The organism is Dactylosporangium sp. NPDC006015, assembly GCF_040614215.1.
Classification (GTDB): Bacteria; Actinomycetota; Actinomycetes; order Mycobacteriales; family Micromonosporaceae; genus Dactylosporangium; species Dactylosporangium maewongense.
Genome location: NZ_JBEXUD010000020.1, coordinates 95,356 through 114,750 on the forward strand (window position 1 = coordinate 95,356; position 19,395 = coordinate 114,750).

Genomic DNA, 19,395 nt, shown 5'->3' on the forward strand with positions numbered 1-19,395 from the left:
GGCGAAACCCTACTTGTCCGCGGTCGGATCCTCGCCCCGATCGAGGGCGTCCCAGAGCTCCGTCTGTGGTGTCTTCGCGGCGGTACGGGCGGTGGGCCGGTCGTAGCGGGCGCCCATCTCCGGCCACGTGTCGCTGCTGCGGATGGCGACGCCACCGGCGACCACGACGACGAGGGCCGCGACGATCGTGACGATCGGCCAGCCCACGTCGATGTGGTGCTGCAGGGCCTCGGTCACCGCGCCGACGATGCCGATGCCGGCGAGGGCGAGGAGGCCGCCGACGATCGTCCTGAGCCGGCCGCGGGTCGCGAGCAGGGCACCCGCGCCGGCGAGGCCGACCGCGCCGAGGGCGGGCAGCCACGGCGACAGTTCGCTGCCCGTGCGGTACTCGGTCATCGGCGGCAGCGGCGACACCTGATGCGTCATGACCGCGTCCCAGTGGCGGGTGGCGGCGAACAGCACCACCGCCGAGGCGGCCGCGGTCGCGATCGTGGTGACCGCCAGCCCCCGCCGGCCGTGCGTCGGGCCTTGTTTCGGATCGGCCATGGGGCTTTGTCCTGGATCGGTCGTGGGGCTTTGTCGTGGACCGGTCGTGGGACTTTGTCCTGGACCGGTCGCGGGGCTTTGTTGTGGATCGGTCATCGCGCTGGCCGCAGGGTCTCGGCGGTCGCGATCGCGGCGAGGACGGCGGCGGCCTTGTTGCGGGTCTCCGTCTCCTCTGACAGCGGGTCGGAGTCGGCGACGATGCCGGCGCCGGCCTGCACATACGCCATCCGGTCCCGCATGAGCGCGGTCCGGATCGCGATGGCCGTGTCCATGTCGCCGCCGAAGCCGAAGTAGCCGACGACGCCGCCGTACAGGCCGCGCCGGGTCGGCTCGAGCTCCTCGATGATCTCCATGGCCCTGACCTTCGGCGCCCCGGACAGCGTCCCCGCCGGGAACGTCGCGGCGAGGGTGTCGAACGCGGTCCGGTCGTCCTTGAGCTCGCCGACGACGGTCGACACGATGTGCATCACGTGGCTGTACCGCTCGACGGTCATGAACTCCGGCACCTCGACCGTCCCGGGTTTGCAGACCCGCCCCAGGTCGTTGCGGGCGAGGTCGACGAGCATGACGTGCTCGGCGCGCTCCTTCGGGTCGGCGAGCAGGTCCGCGGCGAGCGCGTTGTCCTCCTCGGGCGTCGCGCCCCGCCAGCGGGTGCCCGCGATCGGGTGCAGCAGCGCGCGCCGCCCGTCGACCTTGACGTGCACCTCCGGCGACGAGCCGACGACGTCGAAGCCCTCGAAGCGCAGCAGGTACATGTAGGGGCTCGGGTTCGTGGAGCGCAGCACCCGGTACACGTCGAGGGGGTCGGCGTCGGTGGCCCGCTCGAACCGCTGCGCGACGACGATCTGGAAGCACTCCCCGGCCCGGATCGCCTCCTTCGCGACCTCCACGGCCTTCGGGTACTCCCCCGCCGGGGTCCGGCTGACCACCTCGCCCGGCCCCTGCTTGTCCACTGTGGACACCAGCGGCGGCGTCGGCCTGGACAGCGCCGACGTCATCGCGTCCAGGCGGCCGATGGCCTGGTGGTACGCGGCCCTGACGGTCGCCTCGTCGGCGTCCTTCTCGGGCAGGACGGCGTTGGCGATGAGCAGCGCCGTGCCCTCGAAGTGGTCCAGCGCCACCAGGTCGGTCGCCACCATCATGCCGAGCTCGGGGTGGTGCAGGTCGTCCTCGGCGAGCTGCGGCAGCCGCTCGAAGCGCCGGACCGCGTCGTACGACAGGAACCCGACGAGACCGCCCGACAACGGCGGCAGGTCCAGCCCCTTGAGGTCGGCGTCGTCGCCGGTGAGCGCCTCGACGGTCTGCTTGAGGACGTGCGTGGGGTCGCCCGTGGTGGGCAGGTTGGCCGGCGGCTCGCCCAGCCACTGCGCGTCACCGTCCCGCTCGACGAGCGTCGCGACGCTGCGCACGCCGATGAAGCTGTACCGCGACCACACCGCACCCGCCGAGCCGGCGCCCTGCTCCGCGGACTCCAGCAGGAACGTCCCCGGGCCGCCGGCGAGCTTCCGGTACACCCCGACCGGCGTCTCACCGTCGGCGAGCAGCCGCCGGGTCACCGGCACCACCCGCCGGGTCCTCGCCAGCTCGCGGAACGTCGCCTCGTCCGGCGCCACCATCCCGGTCGTCATCGCGTCACCTTCAGGTCCGTGTAGAAGCAGGTGTGGTTGCCCGTGTGGCACGCGGCGCCGGTCTGCTCGACCGTCACCAGCAGCGTGTCGCCGTCGCAGTCGATCGCCACCGACCTGACGTGCTGCACGTGACCGGACGTCTCGCCCTTCACCCAGTACTCGTTGCGGCTGCGCGACCAGTACGTCGCCCGCCCCGTCGTCAGCGTCCGATGCAACGCCTCATCGTCCATCCACGCCAACATCAACACCTGCCCGGTCCCGTGCTCCTGCACGACCGCAGGCACCAACCCGGCCTCGTTACGACGCAGACGGTCCGCAACTTCTGGATCAAGGTTCGACGACACCCCCCAATTCTCCCGCACGGCCCTCTCCCGCCAGTTTGGGGTCTATGGCTGGCCGTGTTTGCGGAGTACCTTGACGGTGCGCCGCACGGAAGTCTGGGCGGTCGCTCATCCCTCCCCGCCTGCCGTCGGCCGACCCTCCTCGCCGGGGGCCCCGCCTGCCGTCGGCTCGGTGGCTCCGGGCCGGGCGCCGTTTGGCCTCCCGGCGTCCGCGACCCCAGCGCTGAGCCCACAGCAGTCTGAACGGGTGGCCCTCTCCCCCCGTTCCGACCGAGCGGACGGAGGACCTCCTCATGCACCCCAACGTCAACGACCAGACCGGCCCTTCCCCTGAAGTGACAACCCCACCGGGCATCCCCGAGCAGCGCCAGCCCGTCGAGGACACCGTCCCCCTGGTCTCGGCCGCCGCCTCCGCCGCGGGCGCCGACCCGGCCCCCGCCCCGCCCACGGACCTGACCTCCGACCCGGCCACGGACTCGGACCTGGCTGCGGACTCGGCTGCGGATTCGGGTTCGGACCTGGCTTCGGATCCGGCCGACGCCGCCGAGTCACCGGCCGCGGAGTCACCGGCCATCGACTCGCCGCTCGCGGACGACGCCGCCATCACCGTCGCCGTCCCCGACGACATCTCCGACATCGTCGGCCCCGCCGACGAGGAGTCCCCCGCCTCCACCGACGAGGAGCCGGCCGCTGGGGTCGACGCACACGCCGCCGAGTCCACCCCGACCGCCGACCTCCAAGCGACCGACACCCCCGCCGAAGAGGCAACCGCCGAAGCCACCACCGTCGAGGAAGTCTCCGCCGAGACCACCTCCGACGACGAAGAGGCTGCCGAGCCCGAGGCCGTGGACGCCGCCACCGAGGCCACCGCGGACGACGTCGCCGAAGAGGCCGAAACGGTCGAAGACGTCACCGCCGAAGCCTCCACCGCCGACGACGCAGACGCCGAGCCCGCCGCCGAAGCCTCCACCGAAGAGGCCGAGACCGTCGAAGACGTCACCGCCGAAGCCGACACCGTCGAGGAGGTCGCCGCCGAGACCACCTCCGACGACGACGCAGCCGACAGCGAACCCGAGGCCGTAGACGCCGTCGCCACCGAAGACACCTCCACCGACGACGAACCCGCCGCCGAGGCTTCTGCCGACGAAGGCGACGCCGAGGATCTCGAGACCCTCGAAGAAGTCGCAGCCGAAGCTGCCGACGACGAAGAGCCCGCCGCTGAGGCCTCCGACGCTGACGCCGAAGCCATCGAGGAGGTCGCCGCCGCAGACGACGACGCGGCCGAGACGGTCGAGGAAGTCGCCGCAGAGGCAACTGACGACGAAGCCGGCGAGGCGGACGCATCCGAGGACGCAACCGCCGAGAACGACACCACCACCGACGCCGTGACGGAAGAGCCCGCAGCCGAGTCGGACTCCGACGACGAGCCGGAAGCCGTCGAAGAGATCGCCGCCGAGGACACCTCCACCGACGACGAACCCGCCGCGGAAGCCACCGCCGACGACGCCGAAGAGGCCGAGACCGTCGAAGAGGTGGCCGCCGAAGCCACCGACGACGCCGACGAGACCGAAACGGTCGAAGACGTCGCCGCCGAAGCCGACACGATCGAAGAAGTCGCCGCCGAGACCACCTCCGACGACGACGCCGCCGAGGACACCTCCACCGACGACGAACCCGCCGCCGAGGCTTCTGCCGACGAAGGCGACGCCGAGACGGTCGAAGAAGTCGCCGCAGAGGCCACCGACGACGAAGCCGGCGAGGCAGACGCATCCGAGGACGCAACCGCCGAGGACGACACCACCACCGACGCCGTGACGGAAGAGCCCGCAGCCGAGTCGGACTCCGACGACGAGCCGGAAGCCGTCGAAGAGATCGCCGCCGAGGACACCTCCACCGACGACGAACCCGCCGCGGAAGCCACCGCCGACGACGCCGAAGAGGCCGAGACCGTCGAAGAGGTGGCCGCCGAAGCCACCGACGACGAAGCCGGCGAGGCGGACGCATCCGAGGACACAACCGCCGAGAACGACACCACCACCGACGCCGTGACGGAAGAGCCCGCAGCCGAGTCGGACTCCGACGACGAGCCGGAAGCCGTAGCCGACGAGGCCACCGACGACGAACCCGAAGCAGCAGCGGCCGACGACGAGCCTGACGCGGTTGCTGATGAGGTGGTTGCCGATGAGGAGGCCGCCGAGCCCGAGGCGGTCACCGAGGACGAGCCTGTCGCCGAAGCCGACGAGACCGACGCTGCCGGCGATGAGCCGGAGGCCGGGGTCGCCGTCGAAACAGCCGCCACGGACGACGAGGCCGGCGACGACGAGGCCGCCGAACCCGACGCCGAGGCCACCGTCGAGGACGAGGTCGCCGAGGCCGACGCGGAGGCCGTCACCGTCGAGGACGAGACCGCCAGCGACGAAGACGAAGCCGCCGAGCCTCAGGCCGAGGCCACGGACGAAGACGCAGCCGCCGAATCCGAGGCCGATGCCACTGCCGAGGACGAGGCTGCCGACGGCGGCGACGAAGCTGCCGAGCCCGACGCAGAGGCCACGGCCGAGGACGAGGCCGCCGAACCCGACGCAGAAGCCACCGTCGAGGACGAGGCTGCCGACGAGCCCGAGGCCGAAGTGGCAGTGGACGACGAAGCGGTCGCCGTCGAAGCGGTCGCCGTCGAAGCGGCTGCCGAGGACGCGCCCGGCGAGGACGAAGACGGCGGCGAGGCGCCGGAGGCCGAGGCCGTTGTCGAGGGCGAAGAGGTCGCGGCGGAGCCGGAGGCTGAAGCGGCCGCCGAAGAAGGTGCCGCCGAGGACGAGGCCGGCGATGACGAGGCTGCCGAGCCCGACGCCGAGGCCGAGGTCGCCGAGGACGAGGCCGCTGAGAGCGAGCCGGAGGCCGAGGCTGCCGCGGAGGACACGGACGGTGACAGCGCCGAGGACGTCGCCGCGGAGGCCGAAGCCGAGGTCGACGCCGAGGCGGACGCGGACGCGGACAGCGACGACGAGCCCACCGCAGAAGCGGAAGCGGACGACGACAGCGACGACGAGGCCGCCGGCGACGCTGAAGCCGAGGTCGACGCCGAAGCCGAGGTTGAGGTGGAGGAGCCGGCCGCCGGCGAGGAGGACGACGCCGAGGTCGAGGCTGCCGCAGCAGCGGAGGACGCCGAAGCGGAAGACGCTGCGGACGATGTCGAGGAGATCGCGGCCGAGGCTGCGGACGACGATGACGCCGCTGATGCCGAAGCCGACAGCGACGACGAGCCGGCCGCGGAAACGGACGCGGACGACGAAGCCGACGACGACGAGCCCACCGCAGAAGCAGAAGCAGAGGCAGACGCGGATGCGGAGGACGACGAGGACGAGGACGACGAGCCCGTCGCGGAGGCTGACGCGGAGGACGAGGACGAAGACGCGGACGGCGAGCCGGTCGCGGAGGCCGACGCCGATGACGACGCTGAGGACGAAGCGGCCGACGACGAGCCGGTGGCCGAGGTGGAAGCGGACGACGACGAGGAGCTCGAGTACGCGACCGCCGGGCCCCTCCCGCTGCGGCCCGGAGACCTCGCCGAGCAGCGGATCGTGTTGTGGAAGCCGAAGCGGGCGGACAAGTTCCGGTCGCGGCTGGTCAAGGCGGAGTCCAAGTTCGTCGACGACCCGGTGAAGGCGCTGACGCGGGCGTCGGCGGTGGTGAGTGACGCCATCGAGACGCTTGCCGAGAAGTTGCAGGAGCAGCAGCTGGCGATCGACCCGCACCGGTCGGCCAAGAACCCCGACACCGAGGCGCTGCGGGTGGCGTTGCGGCAGTACAAGGAGTTCCTGGAGCGCGTGCTCGCGTTGTAGACGAGAAGCGCGAAACGGGGCGGACCGCACACATCGGTCCGCCCCGTTTCGTGTTTGACGCACGTTCAAGATTTCATCTACCGTTGAGTTCATCAGTCGTTGAGTTTCAGGGAGTGACCGGAGGAATCCAAGATGGCCAACGCGATCGAGGTCGAGCACCTCGTCGTCGCGCGGGGCAAGCGGCGGGTGCTGCACGACTTCACCTGCACGGTGCCCAGCGGGAGCGTCACGGGGCTGCTCGGACCGAGCGGCAGCGGCAAGACCACGTTCATGCGGGCGGTCGTCGGCGTGCAGAAGATCGTCAGCGGGACGGTGACGGTGCTCGGGCACCCGGCGGGGTCGAAGCCGCTGCGCGACAAGGTGGGCTACCTGACGCAGGCGCCGAGCGTCTACGCGGACCTGACCGTCCGGGAGAACGCGCGGTACTTCGCCTCGCTGTACGGGCTCGGTGCCGCCGCGGCGGACGAGGCAGTGTCCGACGTGGGGCTGGGCCAGGCCAAGAACCAGCTCGTCGGGACCCTGTCGGGCGGCCAGCGGGCCCGGGCGTCGCTCGCCTGCGCGATCGTGAGCAAGCCGCAGCTGCTCGTGCTGGACGAGCCCACCGTCGGGCAGGACCCCGTGCTGCGCAACGAGCTGTGGCAACGGTTCCACGCCCTGGCGAAGGCCGGCTCGACGCTGCTGGTGTCGAGCCACGTGATGGACGAGGCGGGCCGCTGCGACCGCCTCCTGCTGATCCGCGAGGGGCTGCTCATCGCAGACGAGTCGCCCGCCGCCGTACGCGAGCGGGCCGGCACGGAGGACCTGGAAGAGGCGTTCCTGCGACTCGTACAGGCGCAGGAGACGGAGAAGGAGAAGGTGGCCTGACATGTCCGCACGTCTGACGTTCGCGACCGCCGGGCGCATCCTGCGGCAGCTCCGCCACGACCGGCGCACGATCGCGTTGATCCTCGTCGTGCCGACGGTGCTGCTCACGCTCCTGCGCTACCTGTACGACACCAACCCCCAGCTGTTCGACCGCGTCGGGCTCGTCATGCTGGGCGTGTTCCCACTGGTGATCATGTTCCTGCTGACCAGTGTGGCGATGCTCCGCGAACGCACCACGGGCACCCTCGAGCGGCTGCTGACCACGCCGATCGGCAAGGTCGACATCCTGCTGGGCTACGGCATCGCGTTCGCCGTAGCGGCCGCGGTGCAGGCGACGATCGCGTCGGCGCTCGCGTACCTCCTCCTCGGCCTCGACACGCTCGGACCGGCGTGGCTCGTCGCCGTGATCGCGGTCGGCAACTCCGTGCTCGGCATGGCGCTCGGCCTGCTGGTCAGCGCGTTCGCCAACAGTGAGTTCCAGGCGGTGCAGTTCATGCCGGCGGTGGTCCTGCCGCAGGTGCTGCTCTGCGGGCTGCTGCAGCCCCGCGACCAGATGGCCGGTTGGCTGCAGGCGATCAGTGATGTCTTTCCCATGTCGTACGCCGTGCAGGCGCTCACCGAGCTCGGCACGCACACCGAACCGACCGGCCTCGTGTGGAGGGACCTCGGCATCATCGTCGGCTGCGTCATCGTGGCACTCTTGCTCGGGGCGGCGACGCTGCGCCGGCGCACCCCGTAAGCCCCTGAAGCAGACGCACAACGGGAAAGCAGGCTCATGGCACGCACCGGACGACGCCCCGGCAACCAGGACACCCGCCAGGCGATCCTGACCGCCGCCCGCGAGGCGTTCGCCGAGCGTGGCTACGACGGGGCGTCCATCCGCCAGATCGCCACCAGCGCCGGGGTCGACCCGGCGCTGGTACACCACTACTTCGGGGCGAAGGACAAGCTCTTCCTCGCCACGATGGACGCGCCGATCGACCCCGGCGAGATCGTGCCCAGGGTCTTCGAGGGCGACCTCGACGGCGTCGGCGAGCGGCTCGTCCGCACGTTCCTCGGCGTGTGGGACTCCCCCGCCGGCTCGTCCGCGGCGGCCCTGTTCCGCAGCGCGATGCAGCACGAGTGGTCGGCGCGGATGTTGCGCGAGTTCCTGGTGAGCCAGATCCTGCGCCGCGTGGTCGCGCAGCTCAAGCTCGACCCGGCGGAGGCCCCGAAGCGCGCCGCCCTGGTCGCGTCGCAGATGGCGGGCCTCGTCATGGTCCGCTACATCCTGAAGATCGAGCCGATGACGACCATGTCGCAGGACGAGATCGTGTACAGCGTCGCGCCGACCATCCAGCGCTACCTCACCGAACCCCTGCCGGCCCTCGCACCGGCCACCGCACCGGCGTCTGCACCGGCCTCCCCACCGGCCTCCTCACGGGCCTCGAAACGCTGAACCGCCACCGCGCCCGGAGCACCAGATGCCGGCGCCGGAGCGCCGTTGTCGCCCGGTTCGCCGGGCGGCGCGAGGCCGGATCGGCTAGTCGTCGACGTCGGCGCAGTGGTACCGCGCCTGCGGGGTCAGCAGCAGCGCCACCAGCACGCCGGCGCAGCAGACCGGCACGACCGCGAACGGCAGCGGGGCCGGCAGCAGCCACGTCAGCAGCGGCGCCATCGCCCCGACGAACGCCCAGAACACCAGGCTCGCCAGCCACGCCCAGTGCTCGCCCCGCTTGATCCGCGTGCCGAGGAACACCAGCACCACCGCGAGGGGGAACAGGAACAGCACGGCGTTGAAGAACAGCACGAAGTCCAGGTAGCCGGTGCCGCCCTGGTTGGCCGGGTCGACCTGCATCCCGGACAGCAGCACGCCGAGCGCCGCCAGCGCGAGGGTCAACATGACGCCGCCGATCGCGTTGAACCCCGTCACCGCGACCCGGACCTGCATCGGCACGTATCGACGCCCCCCGGCTGGCACACCGCAACTGTAGGTCCTCCGCCGCGGTTCACCACCCCCGACGCGCGGTCCCCGACCGGTCCTCCGCCCGGGGACACGCGATGGCCGCCGTCAGCGGGTCTGTTCGAGCCACGACGCGTACAGGCGGCCGTAGATCGAGTCCGGATCGGCGACGAGCTCCGCGTGCGGGCCGCGCTGCACGACGTGCCCCTTGTCCACGACGATGACCTCGTCGGCGCTCTGCGCGGTCGACAACCGGTGCGCGATCGCGATCGTCGTCCGCCCCCTGGTGACCGCGTCGAGGGTCCGCTGCAGCCGGACCTCGGTCGCCGGGTCGACGGCGCTCGTGGCCTCGTCGAGCACCAGGAGGTCGGGGTCGGCGACGTACGCGCGGGCCAGCGCCACCAGCTGCCGCTCACCGACCGACAGCGCCTCCCCGCGCTCGCCGACCTCGGTCTGCAGGCCGTCGCTGAGCCCGTCGACCCAGTCGAGCAGCCCGAGCTCGGTGAACGCCAGCTCCAGGTCCACGTCGCTCAGGTCGGGCCGGGCGAACCGCACGTTGTCGGCCACCGTCGCGTCGAACAGGAATCCGTCCTGCGGCACCATGACGACCCGGCGGCGCAGCGAGCCGAACCGCACCTCGGTCAGCGGCACCCCGGACAGCAGCACCTCGCCGGTGGTCGGGTCCATGAGCCGCGTCAGCAGCTTCGCGAACGTCGTCTTGCCGCTGCCCGTCTCCCCGACGACCGCGACCCGGGTACGAGCGGCGACCGTCAGATCGACGTCGGTCAGCACCTCAGGCCCGTCCGGATACGCGAAGTGCACGTGGTCGAACCGCACGTCGACAGCGCCTTCGGGCAGGTCCCGGCCCTTGTCGCCGGGGTCCGCGACGTCCGGCGACGTCTCGATGATGTCCAGGACCCGGCGCCAGCCCGCGATCGCGTTCTGCGCCTCGTTGAGCACCTCGGTCGCGACCTGCACCGGCTGCACGAACAGCGTCGCCAGGAACAGGAACGCGATCAGCTGCCCGATGGTGAGCTGCCCGTCCACGCCCAGCAGCGTGCCGACCACGACGACGCTGCCGAGCGCCAGCCCCGCCGCCAGCTCGCCGAAGCTCATGCTGACCACGTTGTTGGTCTGCGCCCGGAACTGCGCCCGCCGGCTCCGGTCGATCGCCGTGTCGAGCCGCTCCGCGGTGCGGTGCTGCACGCCGTACGCCCGAACGACCGACGCCCCGACGACGCTCTCCGCGATCGCCCCGAGCATCGCCCCGATGCTCTCCCGCACGTCCAGGTACAGCACGCTGAGCCGCCGCTGGAAGTGCCGCACCACGAACACCAGCGGCGCGAACGCGAGGATCACCACCAGCGTCAGTTGCCACGAGTAGAAGATCATGACGCCGGTCGTCACGAAGAGCTGCCCCAGGCTGATCAGGAAGATCAGCCCACCGAACTGCAGGAACTGGCTGATCTGATCCACGTCCCCGGTCACCCGCGAGACGAGCGCCCCGCGCCGCTCCGACTGCTGGTGCAGCATCGACAGGTCGTGAATGTGCCGGAACGTCCGCGTGCGCACCCCCGCCAGCGCCGTCTCGGTGACCGTGAACAGCCGCACGTTCATCATCGCCGCGCTGAGCATCGTCAGGAACAGCACCCCGGCCGTGATCGCCACGATCGTGGTGAGCACCCCGACGTCGGGCCCACCCGGCGCCCGCAGCCCCTTGTCGATGCCCTGCTGGATGGCGACCGGCACCGCCACCCGGCCGGCCGTCGCCAGCACCGCCAGCCCGAGCGTGCCCGCCAGCCCGGTGAACAGCTCCGGCGACAGGCTCAGCCCGCGCCGCAGCACCCCCACCTTCGGCGCCTCGCCGGCCTTCGCCTGCTCCGCCGCCTCAGCAGTCGCCGCCGTCATGCCGACACCTCCGCCGTCCTTGAACACCGACCCGACCCGAACCCGCCCCTACGTCCCCGCACCAACCCGCCCGCACGCCCATGGACGGACCCCAAATCGGCCGCACTTCCCCAACGACCACCGACCGCGGCACCGTCGACGCGCCGGTGATCAAGGCCTGCTCCGACCGCACGACCGCTCTCCGCAGCGGACCTCGAGCCCGTCGCGTCCCCACGCTCCCGCACCCGGCCGCCCACAACCCGCCGCGCCGACCCGCCCCAACCGCCAGCGCGACCCGACCCGCCGGCGCCTTCCACAGATGGTCCTGACGCCACAGCGACGCCGCGACCCGCAGCCGACACGCCATCACCGCGACGCGGGGCAGTCACGCCATCACCGCGACGCGGGGCGGTCACGCCAAGACGGCAACCGAGACCCGGCACCCAACCGCTGCCCGAACCACACCGGCCATCAACGCCAACCCACCGAACCGGCCCGATCGCCGCCAGCACCGGCGTGGACCGCGCCCGGCTCCGGTTCAGAGGAACGAAACTGCGGGCAGCGGCAATGCCGTCCCCAGGAGCCCGCCCCAGCACCGATCCTGCTGAAGCCCCGCGCCCGCCCGTCCGAGCCGACCAGGCGACGCAGCACCGCGCCCCGGTCGGCGGGCTCCCCCGCAGCAACCGGCCAGCCGCCGACAACTCAGCGGCCCAGGACAGGCCGGACGTCGGCATCACCACGGCCAGGTCGGCGCCCGTGCCGGCCACGAACGCGGCCACGCCAAGACGGCGACCGCGACCCGGCACCGGCACCCGCACCGGTCCAGCCGACACCCGACCGGGGCACGACTGCCACCCGCCATCACGACCAGCCCACCAACCCGACCAGACCGCTGACATCGGCACGAACCGCGAGCCATCCCCGGCTAGAGGAACCACACGGCGAACGGCGGCAACACCATGACCCGAGTCGCGCTCCGACACCAGCCCTGCCGAAACCACCCACCCGTCCGCCCGAACCGACCCGGCGGAACGTCGGCGCGCTGACCCCACCGGCAAACTCCCCCGCAGCAACCAGCCGGCCGGCGGCAACGCCGCAACCCGGGACCGGCCGGACACCGACATCACCCCGGTCAGGCCGACGCCCGCGGCAACCGCGGAGGCGGCCAGACGGCGACCGCGGCACAAGCCGTCACGACCAGCCCACCAACCCGACCAGACCACTGGCACCGACAGAAACCGCGAGCCATCCCCGGCTAGAGGAACCACACGGCGAACTGCGGCAACACCATGACCCGAGTCGCGCTCCGACACCAGCCCTGCCGAAACCACCCACCCGTCCGCCCGAACCGACCCGGCGACCCGGGCGCGCGCCGACTCCCCCGGCAGGCTCCCCCGCAGCAACCGGCCAGCCGGCGGCAACACCGCAGCCCAGGACCGGCCGAAGTTCGACATCACCCCGCTCAGGCCGGCACCCACGTCGGCGAAAGAGCCGGAAGTGCCCGGACGGGGCGGGACGGGAGTGGGAGCCGTCATGCGGTCACGGACTCCTCGTCGTCGAAGAGGTGCTCGCGTTCCTTCTCGGCTTCGGCCTTCTCGTACGCGGTGACCAGGTCGGCGTAGCCGGGGACGGTGGCGAGGAGGTCGGCGTGGGTGCCGCGGGCGGCGACCCTGCCCCGCTCCAGCCAGACCACCTCGTCGGCCAGGGCGATCGTGGCCCGCCGGTACGCGACGACGAGGATCGACGCCTGGCGGTCGTCGTCACGGCGCAGCGCGGCGAGGATCGCGGCCTCGACGCGCGGGTCGACGGCGCTGGTCGCGTCGTCGAGGACGAGCAGGCGCGGCGCGCCGGCCAGGGCGCGGGCGATCGTGAGCCGCTGCCGCTGCCCGCCGGACAGGGACGTGCCGCGCTCGCCGACATTCGTGTCGAGCCCGTCGGCGAGCTGGTGGATGAACCCGTCGGCCTGGGCGAGGCGCAGCGCGGACCAGGCCGCCTCGTCGTCGACGGCGTGGCCGGCGGCGGTGCGCCGGTCGAGCGTCACGTTGCCCCGGACGGTGTCGTCGAAGACGAACGGCACCTGGGCGACCAGCGCGACCGTGCCGACGAGCGCGTCCTGGCTGAGGTCGCGGGCGTCGACCTCGTCGACCCGGACGGTGCCGGTGTGCGGGTCGACGAGCCGGGCGGCGAGCGCGGCGATCGTCGACTTGCCGGAGCCGGTCGAGCCGACGAGCGCGACCGTGCGCCCCGCCGGCACGTCGAACGTGACCCCGCTCAGCACGTCGCCGCCCCGGTTGCCGTCGGCGTCGGCATACGCGAAGTGCACGTCCTCGAACCGCAGCGCCGCCGGCTTGTGCGCGTCCGGCAGCGTGGCCGTGCCATAAGCCATGTCGCCCTCGGCGTCCAGCACGTGCCGGATCCGCTCCCAGCCGACGACGCTGCGCGGCAGCTCGGCGAGCACCCAGCCGATCGCCCGGACGGGGAACGCGAGCACGGTGAACAGGAACGCGACGCTGACCACCTCGGCCACCTCGACGGCGCCCTGGCGGAACCGCAGGCCACCGACGACGAGCACGGCGAGGGTGCCGATGCTCGGCAGCGCGTCGAGCACCGGGTCGAACATCGCCCGGACCCGCCCGACCTGGATCGTGGCGTCGCGCAGCTCGATCGTCTTCGCCGAGAACCGCTCGGTCTCCGCGGCCTCCCGGCCCATCGTCTTGACCACGAGCGCGCCGTCGAAGCTCTCGTGCGCGACCGCGCTCACGTCGGCCCGCAGCTGCTGCGACTTCGCGACGCGGGGCGCCATGCGGCGCGAATAGGCGACGTTGACCCCGAGCAGCGTCGGGAAGATCGCGACCCCGACGAGCGCCATGGCCCAGTCGGTGGCGAACAGCGAGACGATCGCGGCGACGAGCATGACGACGGTGCCGACGGCCATCGGGAACGGCGCGATCGGATACCACGCGGACTCGACGTCGGCGTTGGCATTGGACAGCAGCGTCCCGGTCGCGTGCCGCTGGTGCCACTCCAGGGGCAGCCGCAGGTAGCGCCGGGTGACGGCCTGCCGGTAGCGCGCCTGGAGGCGGAACTGCATCGCCCCCGCCCCGAGCCGCCGGCCGAAGATGCCGAGGATCTTGCCGAGGCTGACCGCGAGGATCGCGACCCCGCCGAGCAGCAGCGTGCCGAGCGTGACGTGCCGCTGGTCGATCGCGGGCAGCGCGATCTCGCCGACGACCCGCCCGGAGACGAACGCGGTCGTGATCGTCAGCAGGCTGAACACCACGCTGCCGACCACCGAGATCGCGAACACGTGGGGCTCGTCACGGACGGCCCGGCCGAGCACCCACAGCCCCTTGAGGAGCACCTTGCCGCTGGTCACATCCGCCCTCCGTAGCGTCGGGCCGGTAAGTCGCCCCGACCGTCTGCAACCTTACCGACGGGGTACGACAGAAACCGGCTCCGGCGGGACGCGACTAGCGTTACGTGTATGACTTCATTCGCGCGGGCCGAGCGCCTGGCGCTCGCCGAGACGCTCCTGGCCGCGGGTGCCGACGCGCCGACCCTCTGTGACGGCTGGGTGACCCGTGACCTCGCCGCGCATCTGGTGCTGCGGGAGCACCGCCCCGACGCCGCGGCCGGCATCCTGCTGAAGCCGGTCGCCGGGCACACGAAGAAGGTCCAGGACCGCCTCGCCGCGGGCGACTACAGGCAGCTGGTCGGCAAGGTCCGCCGGCCCGCGCTCTGGGTGAGGCCCGCCTTCGCCGAGGAGGCCGTCAACATCACCGAGTTCCTCATCCATCACGAGGACGTGCGGCGGGCCGTGCCGGGGTGGACGCCGCGCACGCTGGACGCGGCCTACGAGCAGGCCGTGGCGAAGCGGCTCAAGGGCGCCGCGAAGCTGTCCGCACGGCGGTTCCCCGCCGCGATCACCGTGCGGCCGGCGGACGCCGAGCCCTTCGCCGTCGGTACAGGCGGAGAAACGCTGACGGTCCAGGGGAAGCCCTCGGAGCTGCTCCTGTTCTTCACCGGCCGCCAGGCGCACGCCGACGTGACCGTCACGGGCCCCGATGCGACGGCCGAGCGGCTCAGAACGGCGCGACTGGGACTCTGAGTCTCGAATCTGGCCCCAGGCAACAGGATTCGCCGTTCCACTACGTTTCGGTTTCGGGTCTAGCCGGTAACACGACAGACCCTTTACCCTCCAGTAACCGACGGGACGTGATGCCAGTCACCGTTACGTCCACGCCAGCCCGGAGGCGCCCCACATGACCCAGACCCAGCGGCTCGAACTGCCCTACCGCTCGATCCCGGACATGTTCCTGCACCGTGTGGCCGAGACTCCCGACAAGCGCGCGTTCGGCAAGCCCGCGGCCGACGACGCCGGCGACCCCGTCTGGCTCACCTGGCGCGAGGTCGACGAGCACGCCCGCGCGATCGGCGCCGGCCTCACCACGCTCGGCGTGCGCCCCGAGGACCGCGTCGGCATCCTGGCCAACACCCGCCTCGACTGGATCCTCGCCGACCTCGGCATCATGCTCGCCGGCGCGGCCACCACGACGGTCTACCCGACCACCGAGCCCGAGGACGCCGTCTACATCGTCGCCGACTCCGGCTCGAAGGTCCTCTTCGCCGAGAACCCGGCGCAAGCCGCCAAGCTCGACGGCGCCGACCTGCCCGAGCTGGTCGCGATCGTGCTCCTCGACGGGGTCCCCAGCGGCGGCGAGCAGCGCAAGACCCTGTCCCTCGCGCAGCTGGAGGCCGCCGGGCGCGAGGCGCTCGACCAGGACCCCGAGCTGATCGCCCGCATCGTCGCCGGCATCACCGGCGACCAGCTCGCCACCCTCATCTACACGTCGGGCACGACCGGCCGCCCCAAGGGCGTCGAGCTGATGCACGCCGGCTGGGTCTGGCAGGGCTACACGCAGGTCGACATGGGCCTGCTGACCGCCGACGACCTGCAGTACCTGTGGCTGCCGCTGTCGCACTCGTTCGGCAAGACGCTGCTCTGCGGGATCGTGTACGTGGGGCTCCCCACGTACGTCGACGGCCGCGTCGACAAGCTCATCGACAACCTCGGCAAGATCCAGCCGACGCTCATGTGCGCCGCGCCCCGCGTCTTCGAGAAGGTCTACAACCGGGTCGTCACCGGCGCGCAGGCCGACGGCGGCGCCAAGTGGAAGATCTTCACCTGGGCGGTCAAGGTCGGCAAGCAGGCCTCCGCCGAGCGCCTCGCCGGCCGCACCCCGGGCGGCATGCTCAAGGTCCAGCACGGCATCGCCGACAAGCTGGTCTTCAGCAAGCTCCGCGCCCGCCTCGGCGGCAAGATGCGCGCCATGGTGTCCGGCTCCGCGCCGCTGTCGAAGGAGATCGGCGAGTTCTTCTTCGCCGCCGGCCTGCCGATCCTGGAAGGCTACGGCCTGACCGAGACCAGCGCCGGCTCGTTCGTCAACCGCGAGGCGACCCCCCGCATCGGCACCGTCGGCACGGCTCTGGGCGACCTGGAGGCGAAGCTCGACACCGACGGCGAGATCCTGCTCAAGGGCACCCCGATCATGCGCGGCTACCACAACCTGCCCGACGAGACCGCCGCGTCGTTCACCGAGGACGGCTGGTTCCGCACCGGCGACATCGGCGAGTTCGACGCCGACGGCTACCTGCGCATCACCGACCGCAAGAAGGACCTCATCAAGACCTCCGGCGGCAAGTACGTCGCGCCGAGCCACATCGAGGGCCTGTTCAAGTCGGTCTGCCCGTACACCTCGCAGTGCGTCGTGGTCGGCCAGGCCCGCAACTACGTCACGATGCTCGTCACCCTCGACCCGGACGCCATCAAGGGCTGGGCCGACGGCACCCCCCTCGCCGGGAAGTCCTACGACGAGATCGCCGCGTCACCCGAGGCGAACGCCCTGATCGAGGGCTACGTCAAGGAGCTCAACACCAAGCTCAACCGCTGGGAGACGGTGAAGAAGTTCTCCATCCTCAGCCGCGACCTGTCCATCGAGGACGGTGAGCTCACACCGTCACTCAAGGTCAAGCGCCGCGTGGTCGAGAAGTCCTTCGCCTCGGACATCGACCGCATGTACGCGGGGTCGCTCGCCGAACTCTGATCACACCCCACAGTGTCATGGCCTCCGGGAACCGCCATCCCGGAGGCCATGACGCTTTTCAACCCCGAAGAGCAAGAACAAGTTCATGGCTCCGGTCCGCCGTGCGAAAGACCGTCGCTCCCGTCAGCCGCCGGTCGGGCCCTGGGGGCCCTCCCTTTCCGTCCGCGTGTAGTTGCGCCGACGCGACCTGCGGCCGCGACACCCCACCCGCCCTCCTCATGATCCGGAAGACTTTTCGTCGCCAGAACAACAAGAACTCTTCCGGATCACGGAAAACAGCCCCCGGCACCGCCCAGCCCAGCCAGGCAGACGCCCAACTCGCGATCCCCACATGATCCGGAAGACTTATTGTCGCCAGAGCAACATGAACTCTTCCGGATCACGGAAAACGGCCCGGCACCGACCAGCCCAGCCGCGACAGACCCCGTCCGCGCCCCACGTGATCCGGAAGACTTCATGTCGTCAGGGCAGCACAAACTCTTCCGGATCACAGAAAACGGGCCAGCAGCAAGCAGCCCAAGCCCGACCAGACAGCCGCCCAACGCGCGATCCCCACATGATCCGGAAGACTTTTCGTCGCCAGAACAACAAGAACTCTTCCGGATCACGGAAACGGCCCGGCAGCGAGCAGCCCGGACCGGCTAGCCAGCCGCCCGACGCCGCGCCCCACGTGATCCGGAAGACTTCATGTCGCCAGAGCAGCACGAAGTCTTCGGGATCATGAGGAAAAAGCGGGTCAGGCGACCACGACCGGGGTGGACCAGGCGTGCCGGCGGGGGCGGTCCAGGTCGGCGCGCGCCGCCGCCAGCCTGTGGACCGCTTCGACGAGGTCGGTCTCCGGCAGCGTGTACGGCAGCCGCATGAACCGCTCCATGGTGCCGTCCGCACCGAAGCGGGGCCCGGGCGCGACCCGCACCCCGAGCTCCTCGGCCGCCCGCGCCAGGGCACTGGACACCGGCGCGTCGAGCTCGACCCACAGCACCATCCCGCCGCCCGGCAGGACGAACCGCCACTCCGGCAGCTCGGCGCGCAGCGCGGCGGCCAGGGTGTCCCGGCGGGCGAGCAGCTGCCGACGACGGGCCGACACGATCTCCGACCGGCGGCGCAGCAGCTGGACGGCGACGAGCTGGTCGAGCACCGGCGACGCCATGTCGACCCCGACCCGGGCCGCGGCGAGCCGCGCGATCAGCGGCGCCGCCCCGCGGACCCACCCGATGCGCAGGCCGCCCCAGTACGGCTTGCTCATCCCGCCGATCGTCAGCACCCGCGCGCTGCGGTCGAACGCGGCCACCGACGGCGGCAGCGCGCCGTCCGCGAAAGCAGGGTCCAGCGCGAGATCCACGAACGACTCGTCGATGATGAGGTCGGTGCCGGCGGCGTGCGCGGCGGACGGCAGCCGCTCCCGCAGCGACGTCTGCATGAGGTGGCCGGTCGGGTTGTGGAAGTCGGGGATCAGGTACGCGACCCGCGCCTGCGCCGCCCTGACCGTCGACAGCAGCAGGTCCTCGTCCCAGCCGTCGGGCCCGATCGCGTAGGCGCTGATCCGGGCGCGGCTGGCGGCGAACGCGCTCAACGCGTTCGGGTACGTCGGCGTCTCGACCAGGGCCCGCTGCCCGGGCGCGACCAGCAGCCGCAGCAGCAGGTCGAGCGCCTGCTGGACGCCGCCGGTGACCATGACCTGGTCGGGGTCGGTCGGCAGGCCGCGCTCGGTGTAGCACTGCGCGATCGCCTCGCGCAGCACCGGCAGCCCCATCGGCTGGTAGCCGGCGCCGAGCGTGTAGGGGCCGAGCTCGGCGATCGCCTCGGTGGCCGCCTCGTTGAGCTCCGCCGGGGCGGGCATCGCCGCGCAGCCGAGGTCGATGAGATCGGCGTCGTCGCTCGGCGTCCACAGCCCGGACGTGCCGACGCGGTGCCCGGCGGGCAGCGCCGTCCAGCTGCCGGCGCCGCGGCGGCTGCTGAGGTGGCCGCTGTCGCGCAGCTCACGGTAAGCGGCGGTGACGGTCGTCCGGCTGATGCCGAGCGCCGCGGCGAGCTCGCGCTCCGCGGGCAGCCGGACCCCGAGCGCCAGCCGCCCGTCGATGAGCAGGCCACGGACGGCGCTGGCGAGCACGACGTACTCGGGGCGGCGGCCGGCGGGCCCGCGCACGCCGACGGCGACCTGCCAGGCATTGAGCATGCGGGCCAGTTGCGCGCCCCGGACGATCGCTGACAAGGCCAGTCCCCCTCAATTGGCTCTTTGCATGTGTC

At 71.8% G+C, this 19,395-nt stretch carries 13 protein-coding genes; 6 read left to right on the forward strand and 7 right to left on the reverse strand.

Annotated elements, in window-relative coordinates; genetic code table 11:
* Positions 1-9 precede the first annotated feature (9 nt).
* From ABZ321_RS31465 to hisI, 3 genes are all read right to left on the reverse strand, one after another.
* Positions 10-546, reverse strand: a complete 537-nt coding sequence (locus ABZ321_RS31465; RefSeq protein WP_344503965.1) for a Trp biosynthesis-associated membrane protein — start codon at positions 544-546, stop codon at positions 10-12.
* A 92-nt stretch (positions 547-638) separates the two neighbouring features.
* Positions 639-2,174, reverse strand: a complete 1,536-nt coding sequence (locus tag ABZ321_RS31470; RefSeq protein ID WP_344503964.1) for an anthranilate synthase component I — start codon at positions 2,172-2,174, stop codon at positions 639-641.
* Positions 2,171-2,536, reverse strand: coding sequence for a phosphoribosyl-AMP cyclohydrolase (hisI, locus tag ABZ321_RS31475; protein ID WP_344503963.1), 366 nt, complete (start codon positions 2,534-2,536; stop codon positions 2,171-2,173). The genes ABZ321_RS31470 and hisI overlap by 4 nt, the downstream gene beginning before the upstream one ends.
* Before the next feature lie 272 nt (positions 2,537-2,808).
* Between hisI and ABZ321_RS31480 the strand changes: the two genes are divergently transcribed.
* The 4 genes from ABZ321_RS31480 to ABZ321_RS31495 all read left to right on the forward strand — a co-directional run bounded on the left by ABZ321_RS31480 (position 2,809) and on the right by ABZ321_RS31495 (position 8,653).
* Positions 2,809-6,351 carry a hypothetical protein gene (locus tag ABZ321_RS31480; protein WP_354898020.1) on the forward strand — a complete coding sequence of 1,181 codons (3,543 nt, stop codon included), beginning with the start codon at positions 2,809-2,811 and terminating at the stop codon, positions 6,349-6,351.
* A gap of 132 nt (positions 6,352-6,483) precedes the next feature.
* The gene (locus ABZ321_RS31485) at positions 6,484-7,215 is read left to right on the forward strand and encodes an ABC transporter ATP-binding protein (RefSeq protein ID WP_344503961.1); all 732 of its coding nucleotides are present in this window, start codon (positions 6,484-6,486) and stop codon (positions 7,213-7,215) included.
* 1 nt (position 7,216) lies between these two features.
* Positions 7,217-7,954, forward strand: a complete 738-nt coding sequence (locus ABZ321_RS31490) for an ABC transporter permease (protein WP_344503960.1) — start codon at positions 7,217-7,219, stop codon at positions 7,952-7,954.
* Between the two features lie 36 nt (positions 7,955-7,990).
* Positions 7,991-8,653, forward strand: a complete 663-nt coding sequence (locus tag ABZ321_RS31495) for a TetR family transcriptional regulator (RefSeq protein ID WP_354898024.1) — start codon at positions 7,991-7,993, stop codon at positions 8,651-8,653.
* An 84-nt stretch (positions 8,654-8,737) separates the two neighbouring features.
* Here ABZ321_RS31495 and ABZ321_RS31500 read toward each other — a convergent pair whose 3' ends face one another.
* The 3 genes from ABZ321_RS31500 to ABZ321_RS31510 all read right to left on the reverse strand — a co-directional run bounded on the left by ABZ321_RS31500 (position 8,738) and on the right by ABZ321_RS31510 (position 14,405).
* Entirely contained in the window at positions 8,738-9,175 is a 438-nt protein-coding gene (locus ABZ321_RS31500; RefSeq protein ID WP_344503958.1) for a hypothetical protein, read from the reverse strand.
* A gap of 90 nt (positions 9,176-9,265) precedes the next feature.
* Positions 9,266-11,065, reverse strand: coding sequence for an ABC transporter ATP-binding protein (locus ABZ321_RS31505; RefSeq protein WP_344503957.1), 1,800 nt, complete (start codon positions 11,063-11,065; stop codon positions 9,266-9,268).
* Positions 11,066-12,575: 1,510 nt separating this feature from the next.
* Positions 12,576-14,405, reverse strand: coding sequence for an ABC transporter ATP-binding protein (locus ABZ321_RS31510; protein WP_354898117.1), 1,830 nt, complete (start codon positions 14,403-14,405; stop codon positions 12,576-12,578).
* Positions 14,406-14,528: 123 nt separating this feature from the next.
* Between ABZ321_RS31510 and ABZ321_RS31515 the strand changes: the two genes are divergently transcribed.
* Together ABZ321_RS31515 and ABZ321_RS31520 are read left to right on the forward strand one after the other, a co-directional pair.
* A complete protein-coding gene (locus ABZ321_RS31515; RefSeq protein ID WP_354898028.1) occupies positions 14,529-15,152 on the forward strand; it encodes a TIGR03085 family metal-binding protein in 624 nt (207 codons plus the stop codon).
* Positions 15,153-15,306: 154 nt separating this feature from the next.
* On the forward strand, positions 15,307-17,148 hold the full coding sequence (locus tag ABZ321_RS31520; RefSeq protein WP_354898031.1) for a long-chain fatty acid--CoA ligase: 1,842 nt from the start codon (positions 15,307-15,309) through the stop codon (positions 17,146-17,148).
* A 736-nt stretch (positions 17,149-17,884) separates the two neighbouring features.
* On the opposite strand, the gene ABZ321_RS31525 is transcribed toward ABZ321_RS31520, so the two are convergent.
* Complete coding sequence (locus tag ABZ321_RS31525; protein ID WP_354898034.1) at positions 17,885-19,360, reverse strand: PLP-dependent aminotransferase family protein; 1,476 nt, start codon at positions 19,358-19,360, stop codon at positions 17,885-17,887.
* Positions 19,361-19,395 lie beyond the last annotated feature (35 nt).